General features: G+C 59.7%; 12 protein-coding genes. 6 read left to right on the forward strand and 6 right to left on the reverse strand.

All coding sequences use genetic code 11. The annotated features are described in order from the left end of the window. Nucleotide 1: 1 nt before the first annotated feature. The 3 genes from HEQ17_RS06135 to HEQ17_RS06145 form a co-directional block, all read right to left on the reverse strand. Entirely contained in the window at nt 2–1,036 is a 1,035-nt protein-coding gene (locus HEQ17_RS06135; protein ID WP_296291918.1) for a branched-chain amino acid ABC transporter permease, read from the reverse strand. Between the two features lie 188 nt (nt 1,037–1,224). Beyond that, entirely contained in the window at nt 1,225–2,457 is a 1,233-nt protein-coding gene (locus tag HEQ17_RS06140; RefSeq protein WP_296291919.1) for a branched-chain amino acid ABC transporter substrate-binding protein, read from the reverse strand. Between the two features lie 124 nt (nt 2,458–2,581). Beyond that, complete coding sequence (locus tag HEQ17_RS06145; RefSeq protein WP_296291920.1) at nt 2,582–4,210, reverse strand: 3-(methylthio)propionyl-CoA ligase; 1,629 nt, start codon at nt 4,208–4,210, stop codon at nt 2,582–2,584. Between the two features lie 121 nt (nt 4,211–4,331). Here HEQ17_RS06145 and HEQ17_RS06150 point away from each other — a divergent pair, with 121 nt between their 5' ends. The 6 genes from HEQ17_RS06150 to HEQ17_RS06175 all read left to right on the forward strand — a co-directional run bounded on the left by HEQ17_RS06150 (nt 4,332) and on the right by HEQ17_RS06175 (nt 10,455). After that, the gene (locus HEQ17_RS06150; RefSeq protein WP_296291921.1) at nt 4,332–5,879 is read left to right on the forward strand and encodes a YdiU family protein; all 1,548 of its coding nucleotides are present in this window, start codon (nt 4,332–4,334) and stop codon (nt 5,877–5,879) included. Further along, on the forward strand, nt 5,876–6,283 hold the full coding sequence (gene msrB, locus HEQ17_RS06155) for a peptide-methionine (R)-S-oxide reductase MsrB (protein WP_296291922.1): 408 nt from the start codon (nt 5,876–5,878) through the stop codon (nt 6,281–6,283). Before HEQ17_RS06150 ends, msrB begins: the two co-directional genes overlap by 4 nt. A 44-nt stretch (nt 6,284–6,327) precedes the next feature. After that, nucleotides 6,328–6,870 carry a septation protein A gene (locus HEQ17_RS06160; RefSeq protein ID WP_296291923.1) on the forward strand — a complete coding sequence of 181 codons (543 nt, stop codon included), beginning with the start codon at nt 6,328–6,330 and terminating at the stop codon, nt 6,868–6,870. Further along, the gene (locus tag HEQ17_RS06165) at nt 6,867–7,139 is read left to right on the forward strand and encodes a BolA family transcriptional regulator (protein WP_296291924.1); all 273 of its coding nucleotides are present in this window, start codon (nt 6,867–6,869) and stop codon (nt 7,137–7,139) included. The genes HEQ17_RS06160 and HEQ17_RS06165 overlap by 4 nt, the downstream gene beginning before the upstream one ends. 84 nt (nt 7,140–7,223) lie before the next feature. After that, nucleotides 7,224–7,997: a peptidylprolyl isomerase gene (locus HEQ17_RS06170; protein WP_296291925.1), complete on the forward strand. Its 774-nt coding sequence runs from the start codon at nt 7,224–7,226 to the stop codon at nt 7,995–7,997. 487 nt (nt 7,998–8,484) lie between these two features. Next, nucleotides 8,485–10,455, forward strand: a complete 1,971-nt coding sequence (locus tag HEQ17_RS06175) for a U32 family peptidase (protein ID WP_296291926.1) — start codon at nt 8,485–8,487, stop codon at nt 10,453–10,455. A gap of 290 nt (nt 10,456–10,745) precedes the next feature. Here the strand turns inward: HEQ17_RS06175 and HEQ17_RS06180 are convergent, their stop codons facing one another. Genes HEQ17_RS06180 through purL form a run of 3 tightly spaced genes read right to left on the reverse strand, consistent with a single transcriptional unit; the run spans nt 10,746 to nt 18,255 of the window. Next, the gene (locus HEQ17_RS06180; protein ID WP_296291927.1) at nt 10,746–12,104 is read right to left on the reverse strand and encodes a DEAD/DEAH box helicase; all 1,359 of its coding nucleotides are present in this window, start codon (nt 12,102–12,104) and stop codon (nt 10,746–10,748) included. Continuing rightward, nucleotides 12,067–14,157: a hypothetical protein gene (locus HEQ17_RS06185; RefSeq protein WP_296291928.1), complete on the reverse strand. Its 2,091-nt coding sequence runs from the start codon at nt 14,155–14,157 to the stop codon at nt 12,067–12,069. Before HEQ17_RS06185 ends, HEQ17_RS06180 begins: the two co-directional genes overlap by 38 nt. Nucleotides 14,158–14,196: 39 nt before the next feature. Next, on the reverse strand, nt 14,197–18,255 hold the full coding sequence (gene purL / locus HEQ17_RS06190; protein WP_296291929.1) for a phosphoribosylformylglycinamidine synthase: 4,059 nt from the start codon (nt 18,253–18,255) through the stop codon (nt 14,197–14,199). Nucleotides 18,256–18,262 lie beyond the last annotated feature (7 nt).

Here is an 18,262-nt window from a genome sequence, read left to right on the forward strand (position 1 = left end):
CTTATCCCTCGCGTGTGCCCAAGAGGCCCTTGGGCCGGAAGATCAGGATCAGAACCAGGAACAAGTAGGGCAAGATCGGTGCGACCTGTGAAATGGTGAGTTTCGCAAAAGAGTTTTCCTGGGTGGCTGCAGACAAGGCCCAGCCCATGTCTTTGGCCAAAGTCAGGAACGAGTAGTCAATGGCGACGGCAAAGGTCTGAATCACGCCAATCAAGACCGAGGCCAAGAAAGCGCCGGACAAAGAGCCCATGCCGCCCACCACCACCACGACAAAAATCACCGAGCCGACAGTGGCTGCCATGGCAGGTTCGGTCACAAAGGTGCTGCCACCAATGACGCCGGCCAAGCCAGCCAAACCAGTGCCTGCACCAAAAACCAGCATGAAAACACGGGGCACGTTGTGGCCCAGGGATTCGACCATCTCGGGGTGTGTCAAAGCTGCCTGAATCACCAGACCGATGCGGGTGCGTGTGAGCAAGAGCCACAAGGACAACAACATCAACACGGCCACCAACATCATGAACCCTCGTGTGGCTGGAAACGGTGAGCAGACCAAGCGCACCGCGGCATCAGCCGTTGTACAAGCCTCTGCCGGAGCCGCGCCCCATACAAAACTGAGGCCATCAACAGAATGGTTGATCAAGGTGAACGCTGAGCTGCGCAAAAATTCTGGTGGCAGAAACTCCACGGCCGTGCGCCCCCAAACCAGTTGCACCAGCTCCAGAAGCACATAAGACAAGCCAAAGGTCACCAACAACTCGGGGACATGGCCAAAAGGATGAACTTTGCGCAATGTCACGCGCTCAAAGACGGCACCAAGTGCACCGACGAGCAAAGGGGCAATCACCAAAGCAGGCCAAAAACCCATCCAACCGGAAAGGGTATAGCCAAAATAGGCGCCCACCATATAAAAACTGGCGTGCGCAAAGTTGAGCACGCCCATCATGCTGAAAATCAGCGTCAGGCCGGAGCTGAGCATGAAGAGCAACAGTCCGTAACTGAGACCGTTGAGCATGGAGATGATGAAAAACTCCATAAAAACTTTCCAGACCTTCAAGGGTCTAACTGCGTTACCGAAAGTGGGCCAGATCAACCGCCCCAATGAAGGGATGCAAAAAACAAAAGACCCGATGAACGTGTGTTGATCGGGTCTGGGCCCACACTGCAAGGCGGTGACTGGACGTCATCCCCCTCGCATCACTGAACGGTGTTGACGTCCCGTGTTTAGCCTGGACGCTTCATCTGGCAGCTGGTAGGCGTGCTGGAGATGAACGATGGGTATTCCTTGACGGGAGCCAAGGTCATGCCAGTGTTTTCTGGGCTGTAGGGGAACTTCTTGTCCGCCTTTTGCCAGACCGTCATCCACAAGGGTTGCTGCAGCTGGTGGTCGGTTTTGCGCATTTGCACTTCACCGTGGTAGCTCTTGAACGTCAAACCCGAGAGGGCCGCTGCCACTTTGACCGGATCGGTCGATTTGGCCTTAGCCATGGCATCACCCAGAGCGCTGTAGATCGAAATTACGGAGCCTGTGTAGAAGTCATCGTTGAACTTTTGCTTGAACTCGGCCATCCATTTGCCCATTTCACCACCCATGTTGTAGTGGTTGTAGGAAATTTGATAGACACGTCCTGCACCCCCTTGGCCCAAGGCGGTTGGAGTGCCGGACACACCGGTGTAGTAGGTGTAGAACTTGCCGTTGTAACCGCCTTCATTGGCCGCCTTGATCAGCAAAGCCAGGTCAGAGCCCCAGTTGCCGGTGATGACGGTGTCAGCGCCCGAAGCCTTGATCTTGGCGATGTAGGGTGCGAAATCACGCACTTGCGCCAAAGGATGCAGGTCTTCACCCACGATTTTCACATCGGGCATCTTGCGTGCAATGTTTTCCTTGGCAAAACGCACCATTTGGTGGCCGTGAGAATAGTTCTGGTTGAGCAGGTAGACATTCTTGATGTCTTTCTGGTCTTTCATGAACGTGGTCATGGCTTCCATCTTCATGGAAGTGTCGGCATCAAAGCGGAAGTGCCAGTAGCTGCACTTGCTGTTGGTGAAATCAGGGTCAACCGCAGAGTGGTTCAAGAAAATGATTTCTTTGCCGGGGTTGCGTTCGTTGTGCTTGTTCACGGCTTCGATCAAGGCGCCTGCCACCGACGAACCGTTGCCTTGGGTGATGTAACGCACACCCTGGTCCATAGCGGCTTTGAGCGCGTTCAAGCTTTCAGCAGGGCTTAATTTGTTGTCAATGCCGATGACTTCAAACTTGACGCCGGCCGGGTTGGTTTTGCTGAACTTTTCAGCAAAAAACTGAAAGCTTTTGAGTTGGTTGCTTCCCACAGGGGCCATCAAACCAGATAAGGGGTCGATCCAGGCAATTTTGACGGTTTCACCCTTTTGGGCATACGCCCCCATGGCTGAGGCTGCCAGTGCAGTTGCCGCGATCAAACGAATGGTGGTTTTCATTTCATGGTCTCCTAGGTTGAGTAACAAACTCGATAAGCGTAACCGCTGATTCGATAAATTCGCTCGGGGTTTGCACCTAAGGCATATCACCCTTGCGACTCTGAATCTGGCTTTTGCATGCAAATCACAAGCCAGGCAAAACATAGTTGGCCAACTGCTCGCGTAACTTGGTCTTGAGCATCTTGCCGGTGCCGCCCAAAGGAATGGTCTCGACAAAGACCACATCGTCCGGAATCTGCCACTTGGCGGTTTTGCCTTCGTAGAAAGCCAGTAGCGCTTCATGCGTGACCTCGGCCCCGGGCTTTTTGACCACGCACACAATCGGCCGCTCGTCCCACTTGGGGTGACGTATGCCGATGCAGGCGGCCATGGCCACGGCCGGGTGCGCCATGGCGATGTTTTCCACATCGATCGAGCTGATCCATTCGCCGCCGGACTTGATCACGTCTTTCCTGCGGTCGGTGATTTGCATGAAGCCATCGGTGTCGATGGTGGCCACATCGCCCGTAGGGAACCAGCCGTCCACCAAAGGGTTGCCGCCTTCTTGTTTGTAGTACGACTCAATGACCCAGGGGCCTTTGACCAGCAGATCACCTGCGGCTTTGCCATCGTGCGGCAGGGTTTGACCCTCGGCGTCCACGATTTTCATGTCAATGCCAAAAATGCAGCGTCCTTGCTTCATGCGCAGCTTCATCTGCTGCTCAGCAGGCAGGCTCAAATGCTTGTTTTTGAGGGTACAGACAGTGCCCAGTGGGCTGAGTTCGGTCATGCCCCAGGCGTGCAGCACGTCCACGTTGTAGTTCTGACGGAAGGCGTCGATCATGGCGGGCGGACAAGCCGAGCCGCCAATCACGGTGCGGCCCAGTGTGCTGAACTTCAAGCCTGCGGGCGCCATGTGGCCCAACAGCATTTGCCACACGGTGGGCACGCCGGCCGCAAAGGTCACGCCCTCGGCTTCGATCAGTTCGTACACCGACTTGCCGTCCAGCGCAGGGCCAGGGAACACAAGTTTGGCCCCCGCCATGGCCGCGCTGTAGGGGATGCCCCAGGCGTTGACGTGGAACATGGGCACGACCGGCAAAATGGCGTCGCGGGCAGAAATGCACATCGAGTCGGGCAAAGCAGCGGCATACGCGTGCAGCACGGTGGAGCGGTGGCTGTACAAAGCGCCCTTGGGGTTGCCCGTGGTGCCGCTGGTGTAGCACAAGCTGCAGGCGGTGTTTTCATCGAGCTGCGGCCAGTCGTAGGTGCTGGGCTGCTGCCCCATCCAGGCTTCGTAACTCACCAAATGGGGGATGCCGGTGTCAGCAGGCAGCTTGTCTGCGTCGCACAGAGCCACATAGTGGGTGATGGTTTTGCAATGGCTGTGCAGCGCCTGTACCAGGGGCAAAAACGTCATGTCAAAACACAGCACCTGGTCTTCGGCGTGGTTGGCGATCCAGGCCATCTGCTCCGGATGAAGGCGCGGGTTGAGGGTGTGCAGCACGCGGCCCGATCCGCTCACGCCAAAGTAAAGCTCCAGGTGGCGGTAACCGTTCCAGGCCAGCGTGGCAATGCGGGTGCCCTGAGGCAGCTTTTGCGCATCCAGTGCGTTGGCCACCTGGCGCGAACGGCGGGCCACCTGGGCCCAATCACTGCGGTGGATGTCACCTTCGACCCGACGCGAAACAACCGCGCTGTCGCCATGGTGTTGTTCGGCAAATTCAATCAACGCAGAAATCAAAAGCGATTGCTGTTGCATCAGTCCCAGCATGGTGTGTCTCCTGTCAGTTGGGGTTTTTCAATCGGGTCATTGTGCACCCGAGTTCAACGCCAACCCGACCTAAAACCCGCTAAACCGCGGGTGCTTGTCAAGGGCGTGACAATCACACCCCATGTCATCTCCCTCTTTGGTCTCCCCCGTCAGCCACCCCCACGACTTGCCTGTGCTGGACTGGACGCACCGCCTGACCCAACTGGGTTCCCGATTTTTCACCCCTCTGCAGCCCACGCCGGTGGCCGCGCCGCGCTGGGCCGCCCGCAATGAAGCCTTGCGCGTCGAGTTGGGCTGGCCGAACGCGCTGTTTGACGACGAACACCTGCAAGCCTTCGCGGGCAATGCGCTGATGGTCGGCTCTCAACCGTTGGCCACGGTCTACAGCGGGCACCAGTTTGGCCAATGGGCGGGCCAGCTGGGCGATGGCCGCGCCATCTGGCTGGGCGAAGCCGCATCGGCCCAGGGTCCACAAGAAATTCAGCTCAAAGGCGCAGGCCGCACGCCCTATTCGCGCGGCGGCGATGGCAGGGCTGTGCTGCGCTCGAGCATCCGCGAATATTTGTGCAGCGAAGCCATGCACGGTTTGGGTATCCCGACCACCCGGGCGCTGTGCCTGGTGGCTTCGCCAGAGCCCGTGCGGCGTGAAACCATGGAAAGCGCTGCCGTGGTGGCCCGCGTGGCCCCCAGCTTCCTGCGTTTTGGGCACTTCGAGCATTTTTCGGCGCAAGGCGACACCGACAGCCTGCGCGCCCTGGCCGACCATGCCATAGCCCACCACTTGCCCGAGTGCCGCGAGCGCGCAGCGTTGTGGCAGGGCAATGTGTATGCGGCCTTGCTGGACGAGGTGCAAGAACGCACCGCCAAACTGCTGGCGAAGTGGCAAGCGGTGGGCTTTTGCCACGGTGTCATGAACACCGACAACATGAGCCTCTTGGGCCTGACGATCGACTACGGCCCTTTCCAGTTCTTGGACGCTTTTGACCCGGGTCACATCTGCAACCATTCGGACCACCAGGGACGTTATGCCTATGGCCGCCAGCCGAATGTGGCGTACTGGAACCTTTACTGCCTGGCCCAGGCCCTGGCATCGTTGATCGACGACCAGGAGATGACCCTGCTGGTGCTGGAGGGCTACAAAACCCTGTTCCCCCGCTACTTGGGCGATGCCATGCGCGCCAAGTTGGGCCTGATCGGCGACTTGGCCCCCGAGTCCGAGCGCGAAGCCGACTGGACGCTGGTGGAAGATTTGATGCAACTCATGGCGGCCGAAAAAGTGGATTTCACGGTGTTCTGGCGCCGACTGAGCCAAGCCGTGGTGATGCAATCGACTGCTGCTGCTTTGACCGATGCGGGCTGGAGCGCCGTGACCGACTTGGTATTGGACCGCCCTCGCCTGCTGGAATGGCTGGCGCGTTACACCGTACGCTCAGGCCAAAACAGCTTCTCAGCCATGGGCCAACAGATGCTGCGCAGCAACCCCAAATTCGTGCTGCGCAACCACTTGGCCGAAATCGCCATCCGCCAAGCCCAGGCGGGTGACTTCTCGGAAATCGACACCCTGTACAACTTGCTACAGTCACCCTTCGACGAGCATCCGGGCTTTGAAGCCTATGCTGACTTGCCGCCCGACTGGGCGGGCCAACTGGAAATCAGCTGTTCCTCATGAGAAAAATCAACAAATCCGACCAAGAATGGCGTGACCTGCTGGCCGGAAAAGACGCAGAACCGGTGGCCTTTGCGGTCACCCGCCAAGCCGCCACAGAGCGCCCCTTCACGGGCAAGTACGAGGGCCACTGGTCCAAGGGCACTTACCGCTGCATCTGCTGCGACGCGCCCTTGTTCAGCTCGGACACCAAATTCGACGCCGGTTGCGGCTGGCCCAGCTTTTCGCTAGCGGCCAGCGACAACGCCATCGAAGAGCGTGTAGACGTCAGCCACGGCATGCGCCGGGTCGAAACCGTCTGCGCCCAATGCGGCGCGCACCTGGGCCATGTGTTCGAGGACGGTCCCGCCCCCACGGGCTTGCGCTACTGCATGAACTCCGCTTCGTTAGACTTCGAGCCTTCCTGACCGAACCCGGCCGCGCCCTGTTGACGCGGCAACTGACCCCCAACATGAAACTCATCCTCGACTTTTTCCCCATCCTGCTGTTCTTTGGCGCGTACAAGCTGGCCGACATCTACACCGCCACCGCGGTGCTGATGGGTGCGACCGTGCTGCAAACAGCCATCATCTACAAGATGGACGGCAAGCTGCAGACCATGCACAAGATCACGCTCGTGCTGGTGCTGGGCTTTGGTGCCTTGACGCTGGGCTTGCACGACGAGCGCTTCATCAAGTGGAAGCCCACTATGTTGTACTCGGGCCTGGCCATTGCCCTGGCCGTGGCGCACTGGTTGTTAAAGAAGAACTTTTTGCACATGCTGCTGGGCACGCAATTGCAACTGCCCCACGCCGTGTGGAACCGCCTGAATCTGTCGTGGATGCTTTATTGCCTGTTCATGGCCGCCATCAACGCGTATGTGGCGCACTACTTCAGCACCGAAGACTGGGTGAACTTCAAGCTCTGGGGTTATGCCTTCCCCTTGGTCTTTATCTTGGGTCAGGGCCTTTACATTGCGCGCTATTTACCCAAAGACGAGGACAAACAGCCATGATCCAGGCCACTTTGCCCCTGAGCGAACAAATCCACGTCCGTCTGAGCGAACGCCTGCAACCCACCGAGCTGCGCGTGATCGACGAAAGCGCCCAACACGCGGGCCACATGGGGGCCAACGACAGCGGCGTGGGCACCCACATGCGGGTGTGCATTGCTTCCCCTTTGTTTGTCGGCATCAGCCGCGTGCAGCGCCATCGCCTTGTGTATGATGCGTTGCAAGATTTCATTGACCAGGGTTTGCACGCTCTGGCCATCGAGCTGATCTGACACCGGGCCGTCACCCTTTGGTGACAGCCCCTTTTTTTGAACCCTTGACCCACATCTGACACCTCCGTCTCTTAGGAAAACACGATGAAAAAGCAACTGCTCAGCGCCGCTTTGGTGGCCTTGCTGGCTTCCCCCGTTCTGGCGCAAAACTTGGCCGTGGTCAACGGCAAGCCTGTGCCCTCTTCCCGCGTCAAGGCTCTGCAGCAGCAGATTGAGGCCTCCGGACGCGCTGTGACGCCCGAAATCATGGCTCAAATTAAGGAAGAACTGATTGCCCGCGAAGTCTTCATGCAGGAAGCCAAAAAACGTGGCCTGGATGGCAGTGATGATTATAAAAACCAACTTGAGTTGGCCCGACAGACCTTGCTGATCCGTCAATTGTTCACCGAATTCCAGAAGAAAAACCCGATTACAGATGCCGACATCAAGGCCGAGTACGACAAATACGTCGCAGCCAACGCTGGCAAAGAATACCGTGCCCGCCACATCCTGGTGGAAAAGGAAGACGAGGCGAAAGCATTGATCGCCGACATCAAGAAGGGGGCCAAATTTGAAGACTTGGCCAAAAAATTGTCGAAAGACCCGGGCTCCGGTGCCAATGGCGGTGATCTTGATTGGGCGGCAGCGGGCAGCTATGTGGCTGAGTTCTCGGCAGCCATGGTCAAACTGGACAAGGGTCAGATGACCGACACGCCCGTGAAGACCCAGTTTGGCTTTCACATCATCCGCGTCGACGATGTGCGTGACGCCCAATTGCCCAAGCTCGAAGAAGTCAGACCCCAGATTGCCCAGCAGCTGCAACAGCAAAAGCTGAGCGCTTACCAAGAAGGTCTGCGCAGCAAAGCCAAGATCCAGTGATCTGGTCTTTGCTTACTGAAAAACGCGACTTCGGTCGCGTTTTTTGTTTTGTGGTGGCCGGACGGGGTTGGCCTAGACAGGGATCACATGGGTGGCAGGGCAAAAGGCATGGGCGCGGGCTGGGGTTCAGAGGCGCTTCGCTTTGCCACATCACCCCATCCCGCGCCCATGCTTTTTTGGGGCGTCTCTGGAGCACGCATCCCAAACTGTCGGAGCCTTCAGCCCTGCCATGTCTTGGCTAAGCACTAGCCGAAGGCAGCACCAAATTTCACACCTGCACCAGACCCAGAACCACGAACGCCCACACCCTGAAGCGGTGGGCACTGGGCGGGGCGATGTGGCAAAGCGAAGCGCCTCTGAGCCCCGCCCAGTGCCCACCGCTTCAGGGCTCCCCCAGGCACTAAGGGCTCCCCCAGAACCAAGGGGTCCCCAAGAGTGACAGGGCTCCGGCATGCCTAAAAGGCACAAACTGGGATAATCCTGCGCCATGCAGCCTCACCACCTCGAACTCCTCGCCCCCGCCCGCACCTTCGACATTGGCATCGAAGCCATCAACCATGGCGCCGATGCGGTCTATATTGGCGGCCCGTCTTTTGGAGCGCGCTCCACGGCGGACAACTCGGTGCAGGACATTGCCAAACTGGTGCAATACGCCCACCGCTTTCACAGCCGCATCTTTGTCACACTCAACACCATCTTGCGCGACGATGAAATCGAAGGGGCGCGCAAGCTGGCCTGGCAGCTTTACGACGCGGGGGTGGACGCGCTGATCGTGCAAGACATGGGACTGCTTGAGATCGACATGCCGCCGATCCAACTGCACGCCAGCACGCAAACCGACATCCGCACCCCCGAAAAAGCCAAGTTCTTGCAAGACGCGGGTTTGAGCCAGATCGTGCTGGCGCGTGAGCTGACGCTGCCGCAAATTGCCGCCATCCGTGACGTGATCGACACCGAGCGCACCGTGATTGAATTTTTTGTGCACGGTGCTTTGTGCGTGGCCTACAGCGGCCAGTGCTTCATCAGCCATGCCCATACCGGGCGCAGCGCCAACCGGGGTGACTGCTCCCAAGCCTGCCGCCTGCCCTATGAGGTCAAAGACGCACAAGGCCGCATCGTGGCGCACGACAAGCATGTGCTTAGCATGAAGGACAACAACCAGAGCGAGAACTTGCGCGATTTGGTGGATGCAGGCATTCGCAGCTTCAAGATCGAAGGCCGCTACAAGGACATGGCCTATGTGAAAAACATCACGGCCCATTACCGCAAGTTGTTTGACGAAGTGCTCAACGAACGTCCTGAGCTGGCTGCTGCCTCGCACGGCCGCAGCACCTTCAGCTTCGAGCCCGACCCGAACCAGAACTTCAACCGCGAGTTCACCGACTACTTTGTGCAGGGCCGCAAGGAAGACATTGGCGCGTTTGACACCCCCAAAAACCCCGGCCAGCCGATTGGCTGGGTCAGCCAGGTCACGCCCGCGCACGTCGAGATCACCACCGACGACCCGGCCACCGAACTGCAAAACGGCGATGGCCTGTGTTACTACGACCTGCAAAAAGAATTAGTGGGCTTGCAGATCAACCGCGCCGAGGCCGCCAAAGCCAAGGGGGTGTGGAAGCTTTTCCCCAAAGACCCCATGGGCGGCTTCAAGGACCTGCGCCAAGGCGTGCAGGTCAACCGCAACCGCGACATGAGCTGGGTGCGCAAGCTGGACAAAAAGTCTGCGCAACGGCGCATGGGCGTTTGGATGCAGTTGGCTGAAACCGCCGGCGGTCTGCAACTGACCCTGACCGACGAAGTGGGCCACACCGGCACGGCCGATCTGGCCATGGCCTGGCAAGCACCCAAAGACCCAACGCAGGCCGTGGACAAACTCAAAACCGCTTTGGGCAAACTGGGCGACACCCTGTTCGAGCCGCTGGATGTGCAAGTCGCCCTGCCCCGCCCCTGGTTTGTGCCGCCTTCACTGCTCAATGCTTTTCGCCGAGATGCCGTGCAGGCGCTCGAAAACGCTCGCAACCAAGGCCTGCATCGCCTGCCGCGTGCGGTGCCGGTGGAGCCGCCTGTCGCTTACCCTGAAGACACGCTGACCTATCTGGCCAATGTGTTCAACCAAAAAGCGCGCGATTTTTACGCGAAACACGGCGTGAAAGTGATTGATGCGGCCTATGAAAGCCAAGAAGAATTGGGCGAAGTCAGCCTGATGATCACCAAGCACTGCGTGCGTTTCAGCTTGAGCCTGTGCCCCAAACAAGCCAAAGGCGTGACCGGTGTGCAAGGCACAGTGAAAGCCGAGCCCATGCAGCTGATCAACGGCAAGGAAAAACTGACCCTGCGCTTTGACTGCAAGCCCTGCGAAATGCATGTGGTGGGCAAGATCAAAAAATCGGTGTTGAACGCCGTTCCCGAAAGCCCGGTGCAGTTTTACAAGACGCGGCCGGTGGTGGGCTTGCACTGATCAGACTGCCGCATTCCAAAAGTCGGCAAGCAGGCCTATCATCGGTCCTGCAAGGCCCATTATGTGATTGCGTAATGACCATTGAGCTGGCGCCCGCCTCTTGAACATCAGGCGTGAAAGGATCGACCCGCGACCTGGAAGCTGCCATCGACACATCGCTGGCCTGCAGCACAGCCGATGACGCAGCAGGAGGAGATGCAGGTGGTGCGGCAAGATTGCAGGACGTCGTGAACACGCTGGGCAAGACAAGGCCACACCGCGCACGCAGATTCACAAGCATGAGGTACGCCTCACCCCAAGGGCTTGAGAAGCTCGCTCACGTCAGACTCACCAAACAGCGGCTCTTTGCGCTTAACGGCCCCTTCGTACATGTCGGTGGCCAGCTGGGCTTTGCGCTCTTGCAAGGCCAGCATGCGTTCTTCGATGGTGCCCTGGGCCACCAGCTTGACCACCCAGACGTTTTGGGTTTGGCCAATGCGGTGGGCACGGTCGGTGGCCTGGTTTTCCACCGCCGGGTTCCACCACGGGTCGTAATGGATCACGGTGTCGGCCTGCGGCAAGTTCAGGCCCACGCCCCCCGCTTTCAGACTGATCAGGAACAGCGGCACTTGCCCATTGGTGAATTGGTCAATGATCTTGTCGCGGTTTTTGCTTTGTCCTGTGAGCTTGACCCAGGGGATGCCCAAAGCGGGCAAAGCCTCTTCGATCAGGCCCAGCATCTGCGTGAACTGCGAAAACAATAAAATCTTGCGCCCCTCGGCCACCATCTCAGGCAGCATGTCCAACAGTTGTTCCAGTTTGGCCGATGCGCGCACCTGACTGGCGGCGCTCAATTTCAGCAAGCGCGGGTCGCAGCAAACCTGGCGCAGCTTCAGCAGAGCGTCCAGGATGGTGATTTGCGACTTGGCCAGACCTTGCGTATTGAGCGCATCGCGGACGGTTTTTTCCATGCCCAAACGGATGGTTTCGTACAGGTCGGCCTGTTTGCCGTCCAGGGGCACGCGCATCAACGTATCGATTTTGGGTGGCAGCTCGTTGGCCACCAGGTCTTTGGTACGGCGCAGCATGAAAGGCGTCACACGGGCGCGCAGTTGTGCCATTTTTTCCACGCTGCCTTGGCGCTCGATCGGGTTGCGAAACAACTCGGTGAAGCGCCGCTGGCTTCCTAAAAAGCCGGGCATCAAAAAGTGGAACTGGCTCCACAACTCGCCCAGGTGATTTTCAATGGGAGTACCCGACAGGCACAGCCGGTGCAAAGCCGGAATTTCAGAGACCACTTGGGCGGCATTGGTATTGGCATTTTTGATGTTCTGCGCTTCGTCAAGCACCAGCAGGTGCCAAGGCACATGCATCCACATCTCGCGATCACGCGAGAGCAGTGAATAAGCAGTGATGACGACATCAAAGCGGCAGAGTTCTTGCTCGGTTTCGTGGCGCGACAGGCCGTGGTGGATATGGGTGCTCAAATCTGGGCAAAAGCGTGCCGCTTCGCGCTGCCAATTGCCCAGCAGGCTGACCGGGGCCACGATGAGCGCCGGTTGAGTCAATCGCCCCGCTTGCTTTTCGGTCAGGATGTGGGCCAGCGTTTGCAGGGTTTTGCCCAAGCCCATGTCATCGGCCAAAATACCCGCCAAACGGTGCTCGCGCAAGAACTGCAGCCAGTTCAGGCCCTGCTGCTGGTAAGGTCCGCAGCGTGGCTTGCAGGCCTTCGGGCTTGGGCACTTCGGCCAGGGCGGTCTGGCCACGGATCTTCTGCACCAGTTGCCGCAGTTGGTTCGCACCCTGCCACACTGCACCCTCGCCCAATGAGGCAACGGTGCGCAGCGCGTCAAGTCGCGACAGTCGCAGCGAGTCGCCGTCCCAGTCGTGACCGCGCTCGCCATGAAGCTCCACCAGCATGGCGAGCCAGGGTTTGATCTTGGCCGTGGGCAACTTCACGTAACCGGGCCCACGCAGTTCTGGCAGGTACAAATGGTCAGGCACGCGGTCGGGCGGTTCACCGTTCGTTGCCATCACTGACACGCCCGAACGTGCCAGGGCTTTCAGGATCTCGGGAACCCAGGGCAGAATGTTAACCCGCTGGCCGTCGATGTCCATGCCCAAAGACAGGTCAAACCAGGGCGAGGTTTCTTCGGTACTTCCCTCAGCCCCCTCGCTGGTCATGCGTACATGCACGTCCTCGGCCAGGCGCAGCCAGTGATTCAGCCCTTCGGTGGGGCGCACCTCAAAACCAGCTTCACGCAAGGGAGCAAAGTCGGTTTCCAGCCATTCCAGCCATTGGGCCTGCCCATAAGGGTCCGGCATGCCCAGCAAGTTCCCATCCCATAGCAGTAAGCCCAGGTCTTCGAGTTGTTCCCAAAAGACCAACTCTTGCTCCAGATCGCGCACCAGCAGGCGCGACTGAGCGCCGTGGCCCACCACCACACGGCCTTGGTGGTCTGGCCAATAGCCCATACAGTCAGCGTATTGGAACTTCAGTTCGGCCTGAAACAGGCCTTTTTCACCGCGCAGATGCGCGGGCACCTCCACGATCCGCAGGACGGCCACAGGGGCCACATCACGGACTTCAGCCATTTTTTCGACCACGGGCGGCAGCGGCAATTCGCCCATCACGTCCATCAGCTGTTGATGCAATTTAAGCGCCACTTTTTCGGGCACCACTGGGGACTGCGTCAGCAGCAAGACCTGTTCGGTGCTCATGCCCTGCGTGTCAAGCAAACCGCAGGTGCCGTGCGGCAAATCGACATACAACGGTGGATGGTTCAGGCCGTGCAACACGCCTGCCTGGGCCGCTTGCATGTGCAGTTTCCAGCCAGCAGGGTGGTGTCCCTGCGCAGGCATGGCTTGCCAGCTGCCACCAAACACCACGGCTTGCTCAGACCACTGCAAAGGCTGCAGGATTTTGCCTTCTTCCCACATCAATCGGCCGGTGCGGCTGCACAGGCGCAGCAGCAAATGCGCGGCCACGCCTTGTAACTTCACAGCGCTTTGAAAGCCGTATAAGCTGAAGCTGTTGGTGGCCGGACAGGCCTTCATCAGGTCAAAAATGTCAGCTTCTCCGGGATCACAACTGCGCCAAATCGGGTCACTGGGATAAGGCTGGTGAGAGATCTTTTTAGGCTTGCCCCAGTCGCCGTTTTGCTTGAGCATGGCTTGTTTGATGGTCAGGTGGAACACCGGGCGGTGACCTGAAGAGGCCGCCGTCAGGCAGTACAAAAATCGCTCATTGGCTTGACCCGGCACTCTGAAACCAGAGGGCACATCGGTCGCTTGCAAGCGACCCAGCCACTCGCGTACCTGGTATTCAGATTGCTGCAGCGCTTTTTCTTCACGCCAGCGGAATTGTTGCTCTGTGTCGTCCGGTGCATCAGCGCTGTCTTGTGGGTCGCGCATGGCCAAGCCTTGCATGGCCGCTTGGATGCCCAGCGCTGCGCCGTGTTTACACAAGCGCCCCACCGGGCAGGTACAAGTGGAACGCCAGCCCTGCAAATTACCCCCATCCGAGACCCGCAGGTGCGCCGTGACGCGGTAAGGCTCAAACGAGGTGCCTTGCACCTGAGCGTCAATGCGCCAGTCCTCGCCTTCGGACGTCATGCGCGCCGACAGGACTTCGTTTTTGAGATACAGCGAAGTGCCTTTGGCCCAGGAATTGGAGTCAAAGTAATACGCCAACTGAGATGGCGGAAACCATTGTTCAGACATCCTGGCCTTCAATTGCTGAAAACATCGGGAGTAACCGCATCAACCCACCCACTTGCGGGCGTTTTGCCACACGCGCAACCAAGGGCTGGTGGCGGCGATGTCACCACTCGTCCAGCTCATTTGCACATTGCGGAACACGCGCTCGGGGTGCGGCATCATGGCCGTGAAGCGCCCGTCGGCCGTGGTCACGGCCGTGAGACCGCCCGCGCTGCCGTTGGGGTTGAACGGGTACTGCTCGGTGGCTTGACCGTGGTTGTCCACAAAGCGCATCGCGCCAATGGCCTGCGCCGCATTGCCCCGGTGCTTGAAGTTGGCAAAGCCTTCGCCGTGCGCCACCGCAATCGGCAAGCGGCTGCCCGCCATGCCTTGCAAAAACAGGCTGGGCGACTCCAGCACTTCGACCATCGACAGACGCGCTTCAAAGCGCTCGCTCTGGTTGGTCGTGAAGCGCGGCCAATCTTGTGCACCGGGGATGATGTCGGCAAGTTCGGCAAACATCTGGCAGCCGTTGCACACGCCCAGACCCAAGGTGTCGGCGCGGCCAAAGAAGCCCTTGAACTGATCAGCCAGCGCTGGGTTGAAGGTGATGCTGCGCGCCCAGCCAATGCCCGCGCCGAGCGTGTCGCCGTAGCTGAAACCGCCGCAAGCCACCAGGCCCTGGAAGTCGGCCAAGTTGGCACGGCCCGATTGCAGGTCTGTCATGTGCACATCGTGCGACTCGAAGCCCGCTTTGTGGAAGGCGTAAGCCATTTCCACATGCGAGTTGACGCCCTGCTCGCGCAAGATCGCCACCTTGGGGCGCGACAGGTTCAGGAACGGCGCGGCCACGTTCTCAGCCGGGTCAAAGCTCAGCGACACATGCATGCCGGGGTCGCTGGCCTGGCCTGCGGCGGCGTGTTCGGCATCAGCACAGGCAGGATTGTCGCGCTGCTGGCAAATCTTCCAGCTCACACTGTCCCAAACCTGGTGCAGGTCTTCGAGCTTGGCCACAAACACCTCTTTGGTGTCGCGCCAGATGCTCAGTTCGCCCACGCCTTTTTGGATGGTCGATTGCACGGGTCGGGTCTTGCCGATCACATGCGTGTGCTTGGACAAGCCGTGTTCGCGCAAGGTTTGCAGCACCGCGTTGCGCTCAGCCGTGCGCACTTGCAGCACCACGCCCAGCTCTTCGTTGAAGAGCGCTTTGAGGGTGAGTTCTTCGCGGCGGGCGCTGACCTGACCGGCCCAATTCTTGGCGTCGCCGTGGTCGGCGCGGCTGTCGGTGATGCCGTCGCCCTCCGTCACCAGCATGTCCACATTGAGCGCCACGCCCACATGGCCCGCAAAAGCCATCTCGGCCACAGCAGCCAGCACGCCGCCGTCGCTGCGGTCGTGGTAGGCCAGGATCTGTCCCTTGGCGCGCAAAGCGTTCACGGCATGGACCAAGCTGACCAAGGTTTGAGGATCATGCAGCTCAGGCACGCTGTCGCCAAACTGGCCCAACACCTGGCCCAGCACGCTGCCGCCCATGCGGTTTTGGCCTTGGCCCAAGTCGATCAGCACCAGGCTGGTGTCGCCCTCTTGCGCATCGAGCTGCGGCGTGAGCGTGCCACGCACATCGGGCAAGCTGGCAAAGGCGGTGATGATCAGACTGACGGGCGAAGTGACCTTGCGGGTCTCTCCGTTGTCGGTCCACTGCGTGCGCATCGACAAGCTGTCTTTGCCCACGGGGATCGAGATGTCGAGCGCCGGGCACAGTTCCATGCCCACGGCCTTCACCGTTTCATAAAGGGCGGCGTCTTCGCCCGGTTCGCCGCAAGCGGCCATCCAGTTGGCGGACATCTTGACGCGAGGCAGCTCGATGGGCGCGGCCAGCAAATTGGTGATGGCCTCGGCCACGGCCATGCGGCCCGAGGCGGCGGCATTGAGCGAGGCCAGAGGGGTGCGCTCGCCCATGCTCATGGCTTCACCGGCAAAGCCTGCGTAGTCGGCCAGGGTCACGGCCACATCGGCCACAGGCACTTGCCAGGGGCCAACCATCTGGTCGCGGTGCGTGAGCCCCCCCACGGCACGGTCACCGATGGTGATCAAAAATCGCTTGGACGCCACCGTGGGGTGGCTCAGCACGTCGATCACGGCTTGTTGCAAACTCACGCCGTTCAAGTCCATGGCGGGCGACTGACGCGCTACGGTGCGCACATCGCGGTGCATTTTGGGCGGCTTGCCCAGCAGCACGTCCATGGGCATGTCGACTGGGCGTAGAGCGTCGGGCGTTGAGCGTTGAGCGTCTTGGTCTTCACGCTCAACACTGAACGCTGAACGCTGAACGCTATCTTCAAGTACCAATTGGCGCTCATCGGTCGCCACGCCGATCACCGCAAAGGGGCAGCGCTCGCGTTCGCAAAAGGCGGTGAACTGCGCCAAAGAGTCTGGCGCGATCGCCAGCACATAGCGTTCCTGGCTCTCGTTGGACCAGATTTCTTTGGGCGACAGGCCCGATTCTTCGAGCTTCACGGCACGCAGGTCAAAGCGTGCACCGCGACCGGCATCGTTGGTCAGCTCGGGAAAGGCGTTGGACAAACCACCCGCGCCCACATCGTGAAGGGCAAGGATGGGGTTGTTGGCACCCTGCGCCCAGCAATGGTTGATGACCTCTTGCGCCCGGCGCTCGATCTCGGGGTTGCCGCGCTGCACCGAATCAAAATCCAGCTCGGCGGCGTTGGTGCCGGTGGCCATGGAGCTGGCCGCGCTGCCGCCCATGCCAATGCGCATGCCAGGGCCGCCCAGCTGGATCAGCAAGCTGCCCGCAGGAAATTTGATTTTTTGGGTTTGCTCGGCGTCGATCTGGCCCAGACCACCCGCAATCATGATGGGCTTGTGGTAGCCGCGCACCACACCATCCACGGTCTGTTCGTATTCGCGGAAATAGCCCAGCAAGTTGGGGCGGCCAAACTCGTTGTTGAACGCCGCGCCGCCCAGTGGGCCTTCGGTCATGATTTGCAAGGGGCTTGCGATGTGCGCGGGCTTGCCGCCCGCTTGGTCCGACATGCCGCCCCAAAGTTTGGACACAGTGAAACCGCTCAAACCCGCCTTGGGCTTGGAGCCGCGCCCGGTCGCGCCCTCGTCGCGGATCTCGCCACCGGCGCCCGTGGATGCGCCTGGGAAAGGTGAAATCGCCGTCGGGTGGTTGTGGGTTTCCACCTTCATCAGCACATGGTGCAGGGCTTGTTCAGACTGGTAAGCCGCGCCCTGCTCACCGGTTCGGGCTACAAAACGCTCCACCGTGTGGCCTTCCATCACCGAAGCGTTGTCCGAATACGCCACCACCGTGTGCTGGGGGCTGAGCTGGTGCGTGTGGCGGATCATGCCGAACAGGCTCTTGGGCTGGGCCACGCCGTCGATGGTGAACTCGGCGTTGAATATCTTGTGGCGGCAGTGCTCGCTGTTGGCCTGCGCGAACATCATCAACTCCACATCGGTGGGGTTGCGTTTGAGACCCGTGAAAGCGGTGACCAAATAATCTATTTCGTCTTCGGCCAGGGCCAGGCCCCAGGCTTTGTTGGCATCCGCCAAAGCCTTCCTTCCCATTTCAGGGCCACCGCCCAACACATTGACATGCGACATGGGCACCGGTTCCAGCGCCGTGAACAAGGCCGCCGCCTCATCGCGGCTGGGCATGGCGGATTCGGTCATGCGGTCGTGCAACACGGCCGCTACCTGGCCCAGTTGCTCGGGCGACAGCTTGGAATTGCTGAGCAAGCCAGATTTCATGGTCAAACGGTATTCCGTCAGGCGCTCCACACGGCGCAGCTCAAAACCGCAGTTGTGGGCGATGTCGGTGGCCTTGGACGCCCAAGGCGACACGGTGCCAATGCGGGGGCTGACCACGATCACCAGACCCTCCACCGGTCCAGCATAGGGCTCGCCGTAAGTCAGAAGTGCGGAAAGTGTCTGTTTTTGGGCCTCAGCCAAAGGCGTGGTCGTGGCGACCATGTGGACAAAACGGGATGAAATACCCTGTATTTGCGGCGAAATGGCGGCCAATCTTGGCAAAAGCTGGGCCATGCGAAAGTCGCTGAGGGCGCTGGCGCCTTCAAAAGTCGTGAGGTGCAGGGACACGGGGTGG

The sequence above is a fragment of the Limnohabitans sp. genome, from assembly GCF_023910625.1.
Taxonomy (GTDB): Bacteria; Pseudomonadota; Gammaproteobacteria; order Burkholderiales; family Burkholderiaceae_C; genus Limnohabitans_A.